The sequence below is a fragment of the Sneathiella sp. D3-11 genome, assembly GCF_055809395.1.
Map to the genome: position 1 here is coordinate 527,214 of NZ_CM147911.1, position 18,132 is coordinate 545,345.

Consider the following 18,132-nt stretch of genomic DNA (forward strand, 5'->3'; position numbering starts at 1 on the left):
CTTAAATAAACTCAAATATTCTATTCACGGCGAACCGTAAGTCACAAAGCTAGCTGAAATTTCTTAACAAAAAGTTAACGCCCACCACCCATCCCACCTTAGGTAGTTCTAATAGGAGAAAAATCGGGCGTTAATCGGTATTAAAATGGGAAGAGATGAGGCTGCTACTGGGCGCCATACTGTATATAATCCGTCCAGATTCTGCTCAATCTGCCGCAAATGCTTGCGGGTTTCGGCAATGTCGGGCGCCGGATTGGAACGCGCGAGAAGGTCCGACTGCTTCTGTTCCACCAAAGTTAGTTTTTCGACCATATCAAGCCCCTTTTCAGAGAGCTTAATCATTGTAGCGCGCCGGTCACGTTCCGATTTTTCCTGAAGAAGATAGCCCATTTCAACAAGCTTTTTCAGATTGTAGGACGCATTAGATCCCTGGTAATATCCGCGGGACATAAGCTCGCGGACATTGATTTCCTCATCGCCAATATTGGCAAGAAGCAGGGCCTGAACGGCGTTGATGTCCGTAATCTCCATAAGTGTCAGCTCTGTCCGTAAAACATCGAGAAAGCGGCGGTGGAGCCGCTCAATCAACCTGGTGAGCTCATGATATTCTTCAGTCACATTATTTCCTTAAATCAACGGGTATACGCATTATTGAAAAATTATGCTCTCGGAAATCTGGCTTATTCTGCCCTGACAATCTTAACGAATTGTAAAATGTTAAAAATTCTTGACGAACTAGAGGAGATATCGACATAAATCCTCCGAAAATCATCGTTTTTATGGTGATTTCAATCATTGCACAGCTTTCATCAATGCCAAAGTGAGATAGAATAATACTTCTGTTCACGGCAAAATTATGGAAACGTCACCACTTTTTGGCGGAATGGGTCGCGCAATTAACGGGAATTTAATGTCAATGCCGCATGTTGACACGTTAATATCGACTTGTACGGGCAAAAAAATCGTCCTGCCGGGTATGTCGGGCCTGCCTGAATTAACCCGTCTTGGACAAAACCGGTGATCACGATGGGCCGGTATCAAAAGATGGAAACGGAATTAACATGACTGAAGGTCACGATGATGAGCTCGCCAGATTGGTTGCTCTGTCGAAAGACAGTAGCAAGCGCGGCCGCCATCAGCTCTTCAATAACATCAGCGATCTGTTCATGCAGGACGAAGAGCGTTTGAGCGAGCAAGAACATGCGCTCATTGTCAGCATTCTGACAAAGCTTCTCACTGAGATTGAAACAACGCTGCGCCAGAATTTGGCAGAGGAACTGGCAGATCATGAGAATGTGCCCCATGGGTTGATTACGCTGCTAGCTAATGACGAAATTGAAGTTGCCCGCCCTATTCTGTTCAAGAGTCATCTCCTGGCGGAACCCGACCTGATCGAAATTATCCAGAACCGCGGGAAGGAGCATATGCTCGCCATTGCCGAGCGGGACGACCTGAACACGACGCTAAGCGATATGCTCATCAGCCACGGCGACGAGGATGTGATTTCTCATCTGATCGAAAATGGTGACGCCAAGATCTCCCGCGACAGCATGGAATATCTGGTCGAGGAATCCCGCCGTATTGACCGCTTTCAGGAACCGTTGATCGCGCGGCACGACATCCCCTCGGATCTTGCCCATAAGATGTTCTGGTGGGTATCGGCGGCGCTGCGCCGACATATCCTGGAGAATTTCGAGATTGACGAGTTGGAGCTCAATGAGAAGATCGTCGCGGCGGCGAAAACTGAATATCGCTATGATATCGATGAGAAAAGTTCCAACGCGGACAAACTGATTGCTGAACTATCGAAACGCAAAGAGCTGAACGAGAAATTTCTGGTGCAATCCTTGCGCGGTCGTCAGATACGGCTGTTTGTGATCGGCCTTGCAGAACTTTCCGGGCTGGATTACCGGAAAATCAGCCGATTTATCTATGATCCCAATGCCGAGGCTTTGATCGTCGTCCTCAAGGCGCTGGAGTTCAGCCGAAACTCTTTTTCCACTATTTACCTTCTAACCCGCAATATTTCCCACAATAAAACAATAAAAAAGTCAACACGACCGGAAGAAGTAGAGATTATTATGAAATTTTATGATAAAATTTCTACAAAGAACGCGAAAATGACGTTACGCTTCTGGCAGTTGGAGCGTGACTATACGGAAATTGTTGAACAACTCGATGCCGATCTTGATGACGACCGGGTTTACTTATGATTTTCGCGTGTGGTGTAAATGCGTACAAGGGAACATGTCGGATTGCATGTATTGAGTAAATGACGGAACGGGGGCAAGGAAGCGTTGTATCGCTTCATACCGATGCCAAAAACAACAACGGCTCAGATAACTCGTCGATGCAGGGTATTATCAGCCGGGAGTTTTTTGACGCTGTTTTCGAACAAGCCCCCCCGATGTATATGGCACGCCCGGATGGGACTGTTATATACGCCAACAGCGGATATCGTACACATTTTCGCCCCGGTGCCGCGCAGCGAGTAGAGGATAAAATCCTCCCGACCCTGCCGCAGGATCATCTCGACATCGTCATCCGTATCGCCGAGACGCATGAAACCGAAACCCGGCAGCTCGCGCTCATGACCGGGAAAGAACCTGAATATTTTCTTTCCCGTCATTTCCCGATTTTTGATGACGATGATCAATTGATCGCCATTTGCGGCAGCTTCATCAATTCCACCCGCCAGGTTAATGCGGAAGCCAAATTGAGAGAAGAAAAGCGACGGTTTCTTGACATTACCCGCGCGGCCTCTGACTGGATCTGGGAAACAAATGCGGATGGACAATTAACATTTGTTTCTGACCGGGCCGTACAGGCCGTGGGCCTGCCGCCGATGTTGCTGAAAGGCAAGAGCCTTGCCGATCTAGGCGTGTTCAAACCGGAGGCAGATGGTAGTAATCGGGCCGAGAGCGCCATGAAACAGCATGTGCCATTCCGCTCGATCCCGCTTGAAATTCAGGACACCAGCGGCGCTTACAAGATTTTCAATATGTCCGGTGTTCCCGTTTTCGATGACAAAGGTCGATTTGTCGGCTATCGCGGGACGAGCGACGATATCACTGCGCGCCTTCTCGCGGAGGACGAGGCTATGTCCTCGAAAGCCGACCTGGAACAGGCGATTAACGAAATTACCAAGAAAAACATGCAGTTGGAAGTAACTGCTAAGAAAGCACTAGAATCTGCAAAAGCCAAGGATACATTCCTTGCCAATATGAGTCATGAACTGCGCACGCCGCTCAACGCCATTATCGGTTTTGCCGAAGTCATTGGCCTTGAAACCTTTGGTCCGATCAGTGATAAATACCGGGAGTATGTCGGTGACATCCTGAATTCCGGTAAGCATCTGTTGAGCCTAATCGAAGACATTCTGGATATCGCCCGCATCGAGAGCGATAAAATCCCGATCGAGATTGTGCCTACCCCCTCGCCGGCATGGTGGCCGACGCCTATGTTCTGATACAAAATCATGCGCAAGAGAAGAATCTCGAGATGATCGGCACTCGAATCACGGAGGACATCAAACTCGCGGTTGATCCGACCCGCTGCCTGCAAATTCTTGTCAATATTATCGGCAATGCGGTGAAATTTACGCCGCGCGGCGGTACAATTGGTATCGAATATGACATTATTGATGATGCCTTTGTGGACATAACAGTTTGGGATACTGGGCCGGGCATTGCCGAGGAAGATCAGGAAAAAATCTTCGAAGCCTTTAAGCAGGCTCATGAAGGCGTTTACAGCCGAGGCACAGACGGTGTCGGCCTCGGCCTGACGCTTTCGCTAAAACTCGCGCGGCTCATGGGCGGGAACATTTCAGTGAAGAGCAGCTTGTCAGACGGCAGCCGCTTCAAGGTTCGCCTGCCCCTCGCCCATTAAGCCCCTCTTTATCTGATTCATATGTCATCTTAGCTCTCTAATTAACAGAGTTTTAACAATAACTACTTATCCTAAGGTTGTAATATCCTAATCTTTGGACAAGTTTTTATGGCCGCTTCTGCTCAGGAAAAAATCGAAACGTTAAATATGCTTGTCGACCTAGCAGAGACAAGCTCACGGCAGAAGCGCGAATTCCTGTACAATCGGATCAGTGAATTCCTCATTGAAGATCATCTGAAATTTTCCGACTCTGAAAAAGACATCATGGCCGATATCATCTGTCGGATAACCAGTGATGTCGAAAAATCGATCCGCGCAAAATTTGCGAAAACATTGGCCCCTAGGGAGGACATCCCGAAAAGCCTTCTGGTGTTTCTGGCCAATGACGAGATAGAGGTTGCGCTCCCGATCCTTCAGGGGTGCGGCCTGCTGGCAGAGCGTGATCTTCTGGATATTGTCAAACATCGTTCCAATCAGCATCGGCTCGCCGTTGCTGCGCGGGACAATATTGGAGAAGATCTCTGCACAGCGCTTTGCGAGATAAATGATCCGGACATAACCGTCACCCTGCTCAAGAATCACAGCGCGCAGATGCCGCTCCTTACGCTTAGCTATCTGGGAGAACAGTCAGAATTTATACCAGAATATCAGCGTCCACTTCTGGAGCGACCTTTCTTGCCCAAACCAATCGCTGAGAAAATGTACCGTTGGGTCTCTATGTCCTTACGAGAGTATATTGCCGAGAATTTTGACGTGGATGTCCGTGCCCTAGAGATTAATATCGATGACCGCAACGATACCATCGACGCCATCTCCAAGGATAGCGATCCCTCCTATCGCCTCGTCGAAAAACTCCACAGGTCCGGCGATCTCTCTCCTCGCTTTATGATCAAGTCACTGCATCAGGGGGAAATAGATCTATTTGAATTTTCCTTTGCAAAGCTGCTTGGTTTGGAAGGTGAAAGCGATGATATCCGTAATATTATCTATGCAGACAATCCGGAGATCCTCGCCGTTGCCAGCCGCAGCACTGGACATTGACCGGGTCATTTTCAAATCAATTTACGACCTTACCGCCTCCATTCGCGAACAAAATGCCTCCATTCTTTCGCCTGCTAAATCGGTGTCGATGGATTTCTACGATCTGCTGACACAAGAGTCCGCCAAAGCCGCCCTTAAAAATGCAGACTTCATGTCTGGAAAAATCAGATACGCCGAGATATCCTAGTCGGCATCGCTTCTTTTCCATGATTGCTTGCAAAACATATTTAAAAATATATTTTTAGATGAGAAGCTTCGCGTCTCTTCTTGACTGGAATATGAATGTGATTGATCCCTTTGGCAGAAAAATCGACTATCTCCGCGTATCGGTGACGGATCGGTGCGATTTCCGCTGCAAATACTGCATGTCGGAAAATATGACCTTCCTGCCAAAAAAGGACGTTCTCAGCCTGGAAGAACTGGAGATGGTCTCCGCCGCCTTTATCCGCAAGGGCGTGCGCAAAATCCGTATTACCGGCGGGGAGCCACTGGTCCGCAAGGGAATTATGGAGCTGTTCCGAAATTTGGGCCTCTATATTAAAAGTGGCGAACTGGATGAACTGACCCTCACCACCAACGGCAGCCAGCTTGGGAAGTATGCCGCGGAATTATATGATGCTGGCGTACGGCGGCTGAATGTCTCACTCGACACCCTTAATCCCTATCAATTTCAGGATATCACCCGCTGGGGCAACTTTGAAAAGGTGATGGAAAGTATCCGCATCGCCAAGAATGCCGGGCTTAAAATCAAGATCAACACGGTCGCGCTCAAGGGATTTAATGACAATGAATTCAATGATATGATCCAATGGGTTGGCGATGAGGGCATGGATATCACCTTTATCGAGACCATGCCCATGGGGACTATCGACGGACAACGCTCAGATCAGTATCTCCCCCTCTCGCAAGTGAAAAAACAGCTCGCAGAGCGTTGGACCCTGACGCCATCCACCTACCGCACCGGCGGCCCGTCTGACTATGTCGATGTGGCGGAGACCGGTGGCCGGATCGGCTTTATCACGCCGCTCACCCATAACTTCTGCGAAAGCTGCAACCGGGTCCGTCTGACCTGCACTGGCATGCTCTATATGTGTCTCGGGCAGGAGGATAGCGCGAACCTGAAAACTGTCCTGCGCGGCGAAAACGGCCTTAAAGCTCTGGACGCCGCAATTGATGAAGCCATTGGTCGCAAGCCCAAGGGCCATGATTTCGTTATCGACCGGCAATCCGATGATCGCCCGGCGGTTCCCCGCCATATGAGCGTGACGGGCGGCTAACGGCAGATGAAAATACATTTTACTGCGAGCAGAATCGGAAGATGCGCAAAGTGCCTGCGAAAGCCTGATAGCCCGCTATGGCGATATTCCTGCCAAAGATGCTGAAATTATTGTCGCTCTTGGCGGGGACGGGTTCATGTTGGAAACCATGCATGCGTTTATGGACTCCAATCTTGCCATCTACGGCATGAACAAGGGAACTGTCGGATTTCTACTCAATACCTACCGCGAAGAAGGCCTGATCGAACGGTTGAAGGCGGGTGAAATCACCAAGCTTCATCCCCTCCATATGGTCGCTGTTGATATGCATGGGAAAGAGACACAAGCCCTTGCCATCAATGAAGTATCCCTGCTGCGAGAGAGCCGCCAGACTGCTAAGATACGCATATCAATCGATGGGCATGTCAAGGTCGCGGAACTCACCTGTGACGGAGTGTTGGTGGCAACGCCAGCGGGCAGCACCGCCTATAACTATTCCGCCCATGGTCCGATCCTGCCGGTAAATGCCGGTGTTCTCGCCCTCACACCGATCAGCGCCTTTCGCCCCAGAAGGTGGCGTGGCGCCATTCTCCCGCGGGAAGCGCGGATTGAGTTGGAAGTTCTCGAAGCCGCAAAAAGGCCGGTCAGTGCCGTTGCGGACGCGGTGGAGGTACGGGATGTTTCAACAGTTACCGTTGAGGAAAAACGCGATATCACCATGCGTCTCCTGTTCGATCCGGAGCATAATCTGGAAAAGCGGATCCTCGACGAACAGTTCATTCTGTAACGGATAAGACGTGCGCCTTAACGCTTTATAAAATTTTACTAATTTTTGACTAAGATTTGGCGTAGTTCGTAAATCTTCCTTAATTTTTAATCGGTAATTTTTCTCCATGAGACAACAGCTGGAGCGAAAAACCGATTGTAAAAACCGGTTTCTTCCTCTCCAGTTTTAAAGAACCGTGCAGGAGAGTTCTGATGAAGGTTATTGCAGTTGCATCACAAAAGGGTGGTTCAGGTAAGACTACACTTGCCGGACATCTAGCTGTTCAGGCCGAAATGGCCGGCGGCGGCCCAGTGGCGCTTGTTGATACAGACCCCCAGGGTAGCCTGTCGGAATGGTGGAACGAACGCGAGGCGGAAACCCCGCTGTTCGCACGGACGACCGTAGAACGCCTTGAGGCGGATATTGGCCGGATGAAAAAGATGGGCATCAAATTGCTGTTTGTTGATACGCCGCCCGCCATCACCTCAACAATTGCCAATGTGATTGGGCTATCGGACTTGCTTATCATTCCAACCCGGCCCAGTCCGCATGACCTTCGGGCTGTCGGGGCGACAGTGGAACTGGCCGAAGGGCTGAATACCCCGTTGATTTTCGTCGTCAATGGCGCAACCCCACGCGCCCGGATCACCAGCGAGGCCGCAATTGCGCTTTCCCAGCATGGGACGCTTGCTCCGGCAATCATTCATCAGCGCGTCGATTTCGCCTCCAGCATGATCGATGGCCGAACGACCATGGAACTGAATCCCGGTTCACGATCAAGTGACGAGATCACCAAGCTCTGGGCCTATATCGATGAGCGTTTATCGCGCATGGAAACCAACCACGCGATGCCGACTGCACATCATATTTCCGCCTCTCCCGCTAGCAATCGTGCGGCATACAACTAATATCTGACGGCCATTTACAAGAAGAAGATTTGTCATGAAAGCTGCTTTTCTATCCAGTTCATTGATTGCCTCCAAGGGTAAGGCCGCCCCGGCTTCGCCGCGTCTGACGCCGAAAAACCTTCTCGACGACGACAAAAAAGACGGCAACAGCCATGTATCTCGCATCTATGACAGGGTGCGCGAGTATGCCGAACCGCATAATACAGAGCCAGAGCAGGAAGCATCGGATACACCGGAGCAGGACATCTCCGATACCATCACTGAGACACCCGAATTCGATTCTGACGATAGTGTCCCGGCCTTCATGACACGGGAAACCGCGACGCCGAAAAAGGCCGTGACAGACAGCAATGGCACGCCATCCTATCAACAGGCAAATATCTCCCGCCCCTCCACAAACGGAGTGTCTAGCCGTCGGGAAATCACGCCGATTGGGGATGAAAAGGTGCAGGAAATTGCTGCAGAAGTCTCAAAATTAAAGAAAGATGGCCTGGGCCGCATCCGGATTTCTGTTCGCATGACGCCCAAGGATCATTTGCAGCTCAAACTTATCGCGGCGCATACACAGATGTCTGCGCAGTCGATCTTTGAAACCGCTCTGGAAGAGTATGTCGCCAATCATGGAACGGCGATCCTCCCGCAATCCTGTAATTGTGTTTTGGACAAGTCGTCCCTCTGAGTGGAAGTATTCAGTCATGCGTGAAAATATTGATGAAAATAAGGAGCTGGAAATCGGCCTTAACGCAGCTTCACTGTCACGGATCAAGGTACGACGATCTACAGATAAAGCTGCATCTCCACGCAAGGTGAAATCCGGCGATATTACTGACCGTTTGCAGGCACTTTCAGAGGAATTGGAGGCCAGCAAGCCCTCCCCATCCGCATCCGAGGCTGTCTTCACGCAGAAAGTGGAAGAGGCCACCCCGCCGCCGTCTCGCAAAAAAGCAAAACCCCGCGCGACCTCCCCGAAAAAACAAGTAAAGGCGAAAAAGCCATCTCCTCCTGTAGCCGAGGAAGTCGTCGTTGAGCCCAAACCCGTTTCCGCCGTCCCGCCGCGTCGGGCGCATTGGGCCCGTCCCGCCGCCACCTCCGGATGGCAGAAGAAAAAGCCAGCCGCCCCGGATATTCTCTCTTATTGGATGGAGATACGCGACGGCAATCGATACCCAACCTGGCGGAAGCTGGACACAGCCAAGATCGGAAAATACTGGCCAAACTGTACCTTGGTTCATTGCGATCGGGTCGCCGGTCGTCTACAGCTGGAAAATGGTTTCGCAAGTGAAGTTCGGCAGGCTACGCAGGCAGAGAACCCACATCAGAAATACACCTCGGATATTGAGTTTACACCGATGGTGGTTGATTGGGTCTTGGGCCTTGCAAGGGATGTCGCCAATTCAGGCAAGCCAACCCACGGGACCGAACACTTCCCGTCCACCTTCGATGAAATTCCGCTCCGCGTGATCGCCCTGCCACTCAGTGAGAACCAGGTCGATGTCGATCATGTTCTTTGCTATGTACAAAAGTTGGATTAATCCACCCAGCTTTTCAGCGTTTCTTTCTCTGGCTCCTTGAAGCCGACCAGATATCGGCCGTTATCTGAAAAAATTGGTCGTTTCAGTAAGGTCGGTTGAGCGAGGATCGCCGTTGATGGATCATCACCTTCCAGTGCCGCTTTCGCCGCATCGTCAAGTTGACGATATGTCGTTCCGCGCTTGTTAATCAGGACATTGCGATCAATTGCGGCAAGCCACTGCGCCAGCTCATCCGGCGGCAGCCCATCAGCTCGCAAATCGTGAAACTTGCTGGCTATCCCCTCTTCCTGTAGCCATTTGAGCGCTTTTCTGCAGGTATCGCAGTTTTTAATCCCATACATAATCACGGTGCGCGTCTCCCTCAAAATCGATCTGGCCTCTTTGTAGCGTGCCACGGCAAAGCGGGGCAACCCTCCGGCGTGAATTCTTTTTCTTCGCCTAAAAAGCCACAAAAACAGGGATTTTCAGTCACAGGCCGCCATTCACTGTCGTCACAGCTAGGAAGGAGCGTTAAATGGGTCATTTCTCAAAAAATTCAGCAGCGGATGAGTCGCAGGATGGCGAAACGCCGGGGCAGACCCTCGCCTCAACCATCCTGCAGAAATCCCTCGTCGATTCCCAACTCTTGATGATGACGGCGGCAGAGCGTGGCATAGAAATTGATGAGGACGTGACCCGAACCATTCTGGAGACGAGCGACGCCTTCGACAAAGCCATTCTCACATCTGATGTTATCAATAGCTTCTGGCACGCCTACGAGACCCTCTCGCGCACGCTAAGTCCGATTACCATCGATAGTGTCCGCGCAACCCATGACATGCGCGGTTTGCGCTCCGGCATCTGGGGATATTTGCAAGGGCGTACATATGTGTCCTTTTCCAGAAAATCGGCCTTTCGCTACAAAATGCTATCGCTGACCACCTTGCTAAGCCTTATCGCGCTGCAGGTTTTCTGGGCCATCGGGAATACACTTGTCTTTGATATCAAATATCAGTCTGACCGGATCAATGAACTGGAATATCAACTATTCAATGAAAATGGCACTAATCGGTCGAGCAATCTCAGTAATCTCTCAAATAAGAATAAAATAGAGGCAGGAGGAAAGGCCCTGTCTGATAGTGATGCGGCGACTGGATCGACTGCAGGTATCACTGCGAAAACTTCGTCAAATCCCGTCGATATACAAACTCTCAATCGCCAGATCGACGAATATATCGCATGGCGCAGTGCGGAGATTATTGAACTTAAAAACTGGAATCGTTTCTGGGGACGGATCATCTTTTTCAGCGCGCAAACATGGGAAAAGCCCGGCTATAGTGAATTGTCGCCGGAATCAAAAATTCATGTTCATTATGTGTCCGCCCAATATGTGCTGCATGCCATTTCGGTTTACTTTTTGCCAATACTCTACGGCCTGCTGGGGGCGTCTTTCTATGTTCTGCGACAGTTGCCAAAGGATATCGAAAACCTGACTTTTTCGATGAATAGCCATATCGACTACAGCCTTCGGATTACGCAAGGCCCACTTGCCGGAATCATGGCCAGCTTCTTTTTTACCGAAGCGCCCAGCAAGCTATATTCCCTCACCTCTAACACCTCCGCCTTCGCGACGATCAAGCTCGGCTCGTCCAGCCTCGCAAATTTCAGTCCTCTCGCCATCGCTTTTCTTGCGGGCTATAGCGTAGAGCTTATTTTCTATGTGATTGATAAGATCATTTCCACAGTGACGACCTCCCGCTCGACCGCAACGGCCATCAAGCCACATCAACCGATGAAGATGTCTTCTTCTTCGAAACCCGCCAAACCCACAGGCACTTAAAGGTAGATTCCCATGACAAGAATCGCCTCGCATATATAGAAATCTCTTCCCGATCACGCCGTTTCGGGGTGGCTTTCATCCTAAAAACGTCAAAAAAACAGCTAAATTGCATAAAAAATCGACGAAAATCGTCATCTTTGCGGCCATTTGTCCGGCTCGGTAACTTGTTAACGCAATGTTAAGAGTTCGAGGCGGATGATAAAGCTGTCCAAGGTTGATCGAAGCTATTTTTGCCGATTCCACCCCTCCCCTCAAAGGCAGAGATGGCTTCGATTACCATCCTTCCCCGACGTATCAAAACTAGATCGGCTCGATATCGCCGGCCGCCTGCATGGCAAAGAAATCAAGCGCAAAATCCGCGAGAGCGCCTTCTTCAATTGCACCACGCATTCCGGCCATAACTTCTTGATAGTAATGCAGGTTATGCCAGGTGAGCAGCATAGATCCCAGCATCTCCTTCGCCTTGAACAAGTGATGGAGATATCCGCGGCTGTAATTCCGGCAAGCCGGGCAGCCGCAACGTTCATCCAGCGGGCGCGGATCATCCGCATGGCGGGCATTACGGATATTCACTGTGCCATAGCGCGTGAATCCTTGTGCGTTGCGCCCTGAGCGTGTTGGCAACACACAGTCAAACATATCAATCCCACGCATCACTGCCCCGACAAGATCATCAGGCTTGCCAACCCCCATAAGATATCGGGGCTTGTCCTGCGGCAGTGCTGGCGTCGTAAACTCCAGCGTGCGAAACATTTCCGCCTGCCCCTCGCCCACAGCCAAGCCGCCGACCGCGTATCCCTCAAACCCGATGCCGGTCAGCGCCGCAATGGATTCAAGGCGTAAGTCTTCATATGTCGAACCCTGCACAATGCCGAACAGGCCATAGCCGGACCGTTGCTCATAAGCCTCGCGGGAGCGTTCAGCCCAACGCATGGATCGGCGCATGGAACTTGCCGCCACATCCTCTGTCGCCGGATAAGGCGTGCATTCGTCGAAGGCCATGGTGATCGTAGCGTCGAGATCATTCTGGATCTGCATGGAACGTTCCGGCGTCAACTCGAACCGCTGCCCATCGATATGCGACTTGAAGGTTACGCCATTCTCGTCGATCTTGCGGAGTTCATTCAGAGACATCACCTGAAAGCCGCCGCTATCGGTCAGGATCGGCCGTTCCCAGTTCATGAATTTATGTAGGCCGCCGAGGCGCTTTACCCGTTCCGACCCCGGGCGCAGCATCAGGTGATAGGTGTTACCGAGCAGGATATCCGCCCCGGTCTCGCGCACCGCTTCGGGTGTCATCCCCTTCACCGTCGCCGCCGTCCCAACCGGCATGAAGGCCGGTGTGCGGATTTCCCCATGGGCGGTTTTCAGGGTCCCGCGCCGGGCTGCGCCATCGGTGGCGGAAATATTGAAGTCAAATGCGTTTGTCATGATTTCGGATATAGCAGCGAACAGTCGCCATAGGAATAAAAACGGTATTTTTCTGCGATCGCATGAGCATAGGCCCCCTGCATGGTCTCAAGGCCGGAAAAAGCCGAGACGAGCATAAACAACGTCGATTTCGGAAGATGGAAATTGGTGATCAGCAGATCAATCGCCTTGAAGCGATAGCCGGGCGTGATAAAGATATCCGTCTCCCCTTCAAAGGGATGTAGGACGCCTGCGTCATCTGCCGCGCTCTCAAGCAGGCGAAGGCTGGTTGTTCCGACCGCGACGATGCGGCCACCACGTCTACGTGTTTCATTTATTTTTTGAACTGTTTCCTCGTCCAGAAATCCGCGCTCTGCATGCATTTTATGATCATCGGTATCATCGACCTTAACGGGCAGAAAGGTTCCCGCTCCGACATGCAGGGTCGTTGTCACCATATCGATCTTTTTTGCGGCAAATTTCTTCAGAAGTGCTTCGGTGAAGTGAAGCCCCGCCGTTGGTGCCGCCACCGCGCCCTCGTCTTTCGCAAAGATTGTCTGGTAATCGCTCTTGTCCTGCTCATCAACAGCGCGCAGGCTGCTGATATAGGGCGGGAGTGGAATTTCCCCATGCTCCATAAGCTTTTCCATCAGCTGAGGACCAGAGGTAGAGAAGGCAAGTGCCACCTCCCCGCCATCAAATTTATCTGTCACCAGCGCCGTAAAACCATCGGCGAACTCTATGATATCGCTTGTCTTTAGCTTCTTCGCCGGTTTTGCAAAAGCATGCCAGCTATCGGCGGAAACATTCTTGTGCAGCGTCACCTCAATCTTTGCCGTGCGCCGCGTGCCCCGCAGACGCGCCGGGATCACCTTGGTGTCATTAAAGACAAGCAGATCCCCTTCGCGTAAGAGATCCGGCAGATCGGCGACAGTGAAATCGCTGAGCGTTTCCCCAACCACTAACAGCTTTGCCGCCTCACGCGGAACCGCCGGGCGATCGGCGATCAGCTCCGTCGGCAAGATAAAGTCAAATGCGTCAACTTTCATGATCTAAAACGCAAACGAACGACTTGGATACCCAAGCCGTTCGTGCCCAGAAATATTAAAATGTTACTCGACGTCAACCGCGACTTTAAGGCTGATGATCTTGTCCGGATCAGAAACAGAGCCATTGTCCATGCTGCTGCCCTTTTTTATCTTATGGACGGCATCCATGCCTTCGACTACCTGACCCCAGATAGAATATTGGCCATCCAGATGCGGCGCACGGTCGAACATAATGAAAAACTGGCTATCTGCACTATCGGGATGACCGGCGCGAGCCATTGAACATGTGCCTTCGATATGGTCTTCGTCGGAAAATTCGGATGAGAGATTCTGTCCCGATCCGCCCGTGCCAGTGCCTTGCGGACAGCCCGTCTGTGCCATGAAGCCATCAATCACCCGATGAAAGACAATGCCGTCATAAAAGCCTTCACGCGCCAGTTCCTTGATCCGTGCGACGTGGTTCGGCGCAAGATCGGGGCGCATCTCAATGATGACACGACCATCCTTTGTTTCAAGATAGAGGGTGTTTTCAAGGTCTCGTGCCATTATTTTCTCCTGTCTTCCGCGCACGAAGACGCACGCGGTTTAAAATTTCAACTATTTCGAATTTCTTTGAATAAGTTCGACCCGATCGACAATTTTCTGCGCCGTCGTCGCCGAAACAAATTTTGTGATATCACCATTCAGCAGGGCAATTTCCTTGACCAGGCTGGAGGCAATGAACTGATGCTGGTCAGAGGCCATCAGGAAAACCGTCTCAATCTCTGAATTCAGGCGCCGGTTCATACCAACCATCTGAAATTCATACTCAAAGTCGGATACCGCGCGCAGGCCACGGATAATGATGGCTGCGCCAACCTGCTCGGCGAAATGCATCAACAGGTTGTTGAAGGGTTTCACCACGAAATTGGTGCCTGGAAATTCCTCTGTCATTTTTTCAACCATCTCGACCCGTTCATCCACGGTAAAGAGAGGGTTTTTCCCGGGATTCATTGCCACACCGATCACCAATGTATCAACCAGCTTCGATGCGCGGCGGATAATGTCATAGTGACCCACCGTTATCGGATCAAAGGTCCCCGGATACAATCCTACGCGATTTTTGGACATGAATTTCCCTTTCTTTTCTTCGCTACTTCTATTTGTTAGCTTGATATTTTATGCGCACCGTTTTAGCCGTTCGCATCTTCATCTGTGGGCCCGGCATCATCCGCATTGTCATCAACTTCCCCATTCTCACCCTCGGACTTGTCATCGGCAAGCGCAGTCACAGAAACAACCTGCTCCCCTTTTGAGGTCTTGAAAAGGGTCACGCCCTGCGTATTCCGCCCGGCAATTCGGATATCCGTGACCGGTGTCCGGATGACCTTACCGCCATTGGTCACCAGCATGATCTGCTCATCTTCGGTGATTGGGAAAGTGGCAACCACATTGCCATTCCGATCGGAGGTTTCAATATTGATGATCCCTTGCCCACCACGATTGGTGACACGATATTCAAAGGCGTTCGTCCGCTTGCCATAGCCATTTTCGGTAATGGCAAGCAATACCTCCTCATCCTGCAGGAGAGCCTCATACTGTTCCGGCGAGAGAATGCCATATTCCGTGACGTTCCCGGCCTCATCGATGGATTTGCGCGCCCTGAGATACGCATCCCGGGTTTCCGTATCCGCCTCAACGGATTTGAGGATCGACATCCCAATAACACTGTCACCTTTGCCGAGCTTCATGCCACGGACACCGCTAGAATCCCGCCCCTTGAAGAGTCGCACATCGGTCGCGCGGAAGCGGATGCATTTACCGCCCTTGGCGGCTAGGAATACGTCAGAATCTGGCGTACAAATCCGGACATCGACAAGCTGATCATCCTCATCAAGCTTCATGGCGATCTTACCATTGGCCTTCACGTTAGAGAAATCACTGAGCAGGTTGCGGCGCACATTGCCCTTGGCTGTCGCGAACATTACTTCCAGTTCGGACCAGCTTTCCTCTTCCTCCGGCAGTGGCATCAGGGTGTAAATCACTTCCCCTTCTTCCAGTGGCAGAAGATTGATAATCGCCTTGCCGAGGCTTTGTGGTGACCCGAGCGGCAGACGATAGACCTTCATCTTATAAACCCGCCCAAAGGTCGAGAAGAACAGCACCGGTGTATGTGTATTCACGACAAATAGCTGCGTGACAAAATCCTCATCGCGGGTCTGCATGCCAGCACGTCCCTTACCGCCCCGGCGCTGTGGCTTGTAGGTCGAGAGCGGTACGCGCTTGATATAGCCCTTGTGACTGACCGTCAGCACCATATCCTCACGCTGGATCAAGTCCTCGATATCATGCTCGAACTCGCTTTCTTCGATCTGAGTCCGGCGCGGAACCGCATATTTTTCCTTCATCTCGAGAAGTTCGTCGCGGATGATGCTAATCAGGCGCGGACGGCTTGAAAGAATATCGAGATAATCGAGAATTTTCTCACCGAGATCTTTGAGTTCATCGCCGATTTCATTCTGGCCAAGCGCTGTCAGGCGTTGCAGACGAAGATCGAGGATCGCCCGGGCCTGTGCCTCCGAAAGGCGATAAGTGCCCTTCTCCGTAATTGCATATTCCGGATCATCCACCAGCCGGATCAGCGGTTCCACCGAGGAAGCATTCCAGTCACGCTCCATCAACTGGGCGCGCGCTGTCGCCGGATCTGGCGCGGCGCGGATCAGTTTGATCACTTCATCGATATTGGCGACCGCAATCGCTAGACCGATCAACACATGGGCCCGTTCGCGCGCCTTACTGAGCAGGAACTTGGTCCGCCGGGAGATCACTTCTTCGCGGAAATCCAGGAAGGCTTCCAGCAATTCCTTGACGTTCAGAAGTTCTGGCTTGCCGCGATTAAGCGCCAGCATATTCACACCAAAGGACGTCTGAAGAGACGTGAAACGGAAAAGCTGGTTCAACACCACCTCCGCCATCGCATCACGCTTGATCTCGATAACGACACGCACCCCATGGCGATCAGATTCATCGCGAAGATCACCGATCCCCTCAATTTTCTTGGCACGCACCAGGTCGGCAATCTGCTCCACAAGGCGGGCCTTGTTAATCTGGTAGGGAATTTCGGTCACGATCAGCGCTTGCCGGTCTTTGCGAATTTCCTCGATATCGACCTTGGCGCGCATAATGACCGAACCGCGCCCGGTGGTCAGGCCACTGATTGACCCGCTCCGACCGAGGATCGTGCCGCCTGTCGGGAAATCCGGTCCGGGAATAAAGTCGACCAGCTCTTCAACTGCCATTTCCGGCTTCTCAAGAAGCGCAAGCGCGCCATCAACTACTTCGCCGAGGTTATGCGGCGGGATATTAGTCGCCATGCCGACAGCAATACCACCGGCACCATTAACCAGAAGATTGGGATAACGCGCCGGCAAAACCGAAGGTTCGCGCTCGCTGTCATCATAGTTGTTAACAAAGTCGACGGTGTCCTTGTCGATATCATCGATCAGGCTCTCAGCGGCCTTTTGCAGACGCGCCTCGGTATAGCGCATGGCGGCAACTTTATCGCCGTCCATGGACCCAAAGTTACCCTGCCCTTCCACCAGCTTGAGGCTCATAGAGAAATCCTGCGCGAGACGCACCATGGCATCATAAATCGCGCTATCGCCATGGGGGTGATAACGGCCCATCACATCACCGACGACGCGGGCAGATTTCCGGAAAGCCTTGTCCGAAGTATAGCCATTTTCATACATGGCATAAATGATACGCCGGTGTACCGGCTTGAGCCCATCACGGGCATCGGGAAGTGCGCGAGAGACAATCACGCTCATGGCATAGTCGAGATACGACCGCCGCATTTCCTCTTCGATAGTGACCGGTACGATATGGTTATCGGAAGGAGGTATTGTTACATCATTCAAGGCAGGGGTTCCTGAATAAACTTGAGTATGCCAGACATTGGTCGGGCACAGAAAAAACCATTAAACTCCCCTGCCGATATCAGCGACCGTCAAGGTTGGCCTGTTCTACAAGATATCCGCCTCATAAGCAACCTTTAGCGGGCCAAAAACCGCGCCTTTTTAGCCAAGAAGCGCCCCTAAAGCGCCGCACTGTCAAGGGCCTGGTGAGCTAGAGACGCGGACACCGGCTTCGTCACCCGCCCCGCCACCATCCGCCGATGCAACCTTGTTATGATCCGGCTTCCCGTTTTCTCGAACAAGAAGGGGAGAACAGCGTGAACCGTCGCACAGAATCCGGCAACGAAAAGCCAGAAGGCAAAGGAGCCGGACATTTCCATATGCTCGACATAACTTTCATTCACGGACGCGGGATGATCAGTAAACAGTTTCTGAATAGTCATGGTCTTTTTCCGTCATCTATCTAAACCCATAGCTTTAGTATGGGATAATCATAACGGCAATTACCGGAATATTTGCCTTTTATTAACCCATAATTCCCATATAATGAAACATATGTTTCGATAT

19 protein-coding genes are annotated in these 18,132 nt (G+C 51.4%); 11 read left to right on the forward strand and 8 right to left on the reverse strand.

The window, feature by feature from the left end; translation table 11 throughout:
• Nucleotides 1-108 precede the first annotated feature (108 nt).
• The gene (locus AC0L73_RS02715) at nucleotides 109-618 is read right to left on the reverse strand and encodes a MarR family winged helix-turn-helix transcriptional regulator (protein ID WP_473654791.1); all 510 of its coding nucleotides are present in this window, start codon (nucleotides 616-618) and stop codon (nucleotides 109-111) included.
• Between the two features lie 443 nt (nucleotides 619-1,061).
• Here AC0L73_RS02715 and AC0L73_RS02720 point away from each other — a divergent pair, with 443 nt between their 5' ends.
• From AC0L73_RS02720 to AC0L73_RS02765, 10 genes are all read left to right on the forward strand, one after another.
• Complete coding sequence (locus tag AC0L73_RS02720; RefSeq protein WP_227950587.1) at nucleotides 1,062-2,213, forward strand: DUF2336 domain-containing protein; 1,152 nt, start codon at nucleotides 1,062-1,064, stop codon at nucleotides 2,211-2,213.
• Nucleotides 2,214-2,272: 59 nt separating this feature from the next.
• A complete protein-coding gene (locus tag AC0L73_RS02725) occupies nucleotides 2,273-3,469 on the forward strand; it encodes a histidine kinase dimerization/phospho-acceptor domain-containing protein (RefSeq protein WP_473654792.1) in 1,197 nt (398 codons plus the stop codon).
• A 32-nt stretch (nucleotides 3,470-3,501) separates the two neighbouring features.
• Nucleotides 3,502-3,888, forward strand: coding sequence for an ATP-binding protein (locus tag AC0L73_RS02730; protein ID WP_473654793.1), 387 nt, complete (start codon nucleotides 3,502-3,504; stop codon nucleotides 3,886-3,888).
• Nucleotides 3,889-3,996: 108 nt separating this feature from the next.
• The gene (locus AC0L73_RS02735; RefSeq protein ID WP_473654794.1) at nucleotides 3,997-4,929 is read left to right on the forward strand and encodes a DUF2336 domain-containing protein; all 933 of its coding nucleotides are present in this window, start codon (nucleotides 3,997-3,999) and stop codon (nucleotides 4,927-4,929) included.
• Nucleotides 4,904-5,116 carry a hypothetical protein gene (locus AC0L73_RS02740; protein ID WP_473654795.1) on the forward strand — a complete coding sequence of 71 codons (213 nt, stop codon included), beginning with the start codon at nucleotides 4,904-4,906 and terminating at the stop codon, nucleotides 5,114-5,116. Before AC0L73_RS02735 ends, AC0L73_RS02740 begins: the two co-directional genes overlap by 26 nt.
• A gap of 58 nt (nucleotides 5,117-5,174) precedes the next feature.
• A complete protein-coding gene (moaA, locus tag AC0L73_RS02745) occupies nucleotides 5,175-6,206 on the forward strand; it encodes a GTP 3',8-cyclase MoaA (RefSeq protein ID WP_227950581.1) in 1,032 nt (343 codons plus the stop codon).
• A gap of 16 nt (nucleotides 6,207-6,222) precedes the next feature.
• Nucleotides 6,223-6,972, forward strand: coding sequence for an NAD kinase (locus tag AC0L73_RS02750; protein WP_473655407.1), 750 nt, complete (start codon nucleotides 6,223-6,225; stop codon nucleotides 6,970-6,972).
• 191 nt (nucleotides 6,973-7,163) lie between these two features.
• Nucleotides 7,164-7,859, forward strand: a complete 696-nt coding sequence (locus AC0L73_RS02755) for a ParA family protein (RefSeq protein ID WP_227950576.1) — start codon at nucleotides 7,164-7,166, stop codon at nucleotides 7,857-7,859.
• A 34-nt stretch (nucleotides 7,860-7,893) separates the two neighbouring features.
• Entirely contained in the window at nucleotides 7,894-8,538 is a 645-nt protein-coding gene (locus AC0L73_RS02760; RefSeq protein WP_227950574.1) for a hypothetical protein, read from the forward strand.
• 16 nt (nucleotides 8,539-8,554) lie between these two features.
• Complete coding sequence (locus AC0L73_RS02765; RefSeq protein WP_473654796.1) at nucleotides 8,555-9,391, forward strand: hypothetical protein; 837 nt, start codon at nucleotides 8,555-8,557, stop codon at nucleotides 9,389-9,391.
• On the opposite strand, the gene AC0L73_RS02770 is transcribed toward AC0L73_RS02765, so the two are convergent.
• Complete coding sequence (locus tag AC0L73_RS02770; RefSeq protein WP_473654797.1) at nucleotides 9,388-9,786, reverse strand: Spx/MgsR family RNA polymerase-binding regulatory protein; 399 nt, start codon at nucleotides 9,784-9,786, stop codon at nucleotides 9,388-9,390. The two genes, AC0L73_RS02765 and AC0L73_RS02770, sit on opposite strands and share 4 nt — an antisense overlap.
• Before the next feature lie 119 nt (nucleotides 9,787-9,905).
• Between AC0L73_RS02770 and AC0L73_RS02775 the strand changes: the two genes are divergently transcribed.
• Nucleotides 9,906-11,210, forward strand: a complete 1,305-nt coding sequence (locus AC0L73_RS02775; RefSeq protein ID WP_473654798.1) for a hypothetical protein — start codon at nucleotides 9,906-9,908, stop codon at nucleotides 11,208-11,210.
• A gap of 300 nt (nucleotides 11,211-11,510) precedes the next feature.
• On the opposite strand, the gene tgt is transcribed toward AC0L73_RS02775, so the two are convergent.
• The 6 genes from tgt to AC0L73_RS02805 form a co-directional block, all read right to left on the reverse strand.
• Nucleotides 11,511-12,641 (reverse strand): tRNA guanosine(34) transglycosylase Tgt, encoded by a 1,131-nt coding sequence (gene tgt, locus AC0L73_RS02780; protein ID WP_227950565.1) that lies wholly within the window; start codon nucleotides 12,639-12,641, stop codon nucleotides 11,511-11,513.
• Nucleotides 12,638-13,669 (reverse strand): tRNA preQ1(34) S-adenosylmethionine ribosyltransferase-isomerase QueA, encoded by a 1,032-nt coding sequence (gene queA, locus AC0L73_RS02785; protein ID WP_473654799.1) that lies wholly within the window; start codon nucleotides 13,667-13,669, stop codon nucleotides 12,638-12,640. Before queA ends, tgt begins: the two co-directional genes overlap by 4 nt.
• Before the next feature lie 63 nt (nucleotides 13,670-13,732).
• Entirely contained in the window at nucleotides 13,733-14,215 is a 483-nt protein-coding gene (locus AC0L73_RS02790) for a peptidylprolyl isomerase (protein WP_227950561.1), read from the reverse strand.
• Nucleotides 14,216-14,266: 51 nt separating this feature from the next.
• Nucleotides 14,267-14,779, reverse strand: a complete 513-nt coding sequence (gene coaD, locus AC0L73_RS02795; RefSeq protein ID WP_227950559.1) for a pantetheine-phosphate adenylyltransferase — start codon at nucleotides 14,777-14,779, stop codon at nucleotides 14,267-14,269.
• A 62-nt stretch (nucleotides 14,780-14,841) separates the two neighbouring features.
• Complete coding sequence (gene gyrA / locus AC0L73_RS02800) at nucleotides 14,842-17,568, reverse strand: DNA gyrase subunit A (protein WP_473654800.1); 2,727 nt, start codon at nucleotides 17,566-17,568, stop codon at nucleotides 14,842-14,844.
• Nucleotides 17,569-17,744: 176 nt separating this feature from the next.
• Nucleotides 17,745-18,008, reverse strand: coding sequence for a DUF6356 family protein (locus AC0L73_RS02805; RefSeq protein ID WP_227950554.1), 264 nt, complete (start codon nucleotides 18,006-18,008; stop codon nucleotides 17,745-17,747).
• Nucleotides 18,009-18,132 lie beyond the last annotated feature (124 nt).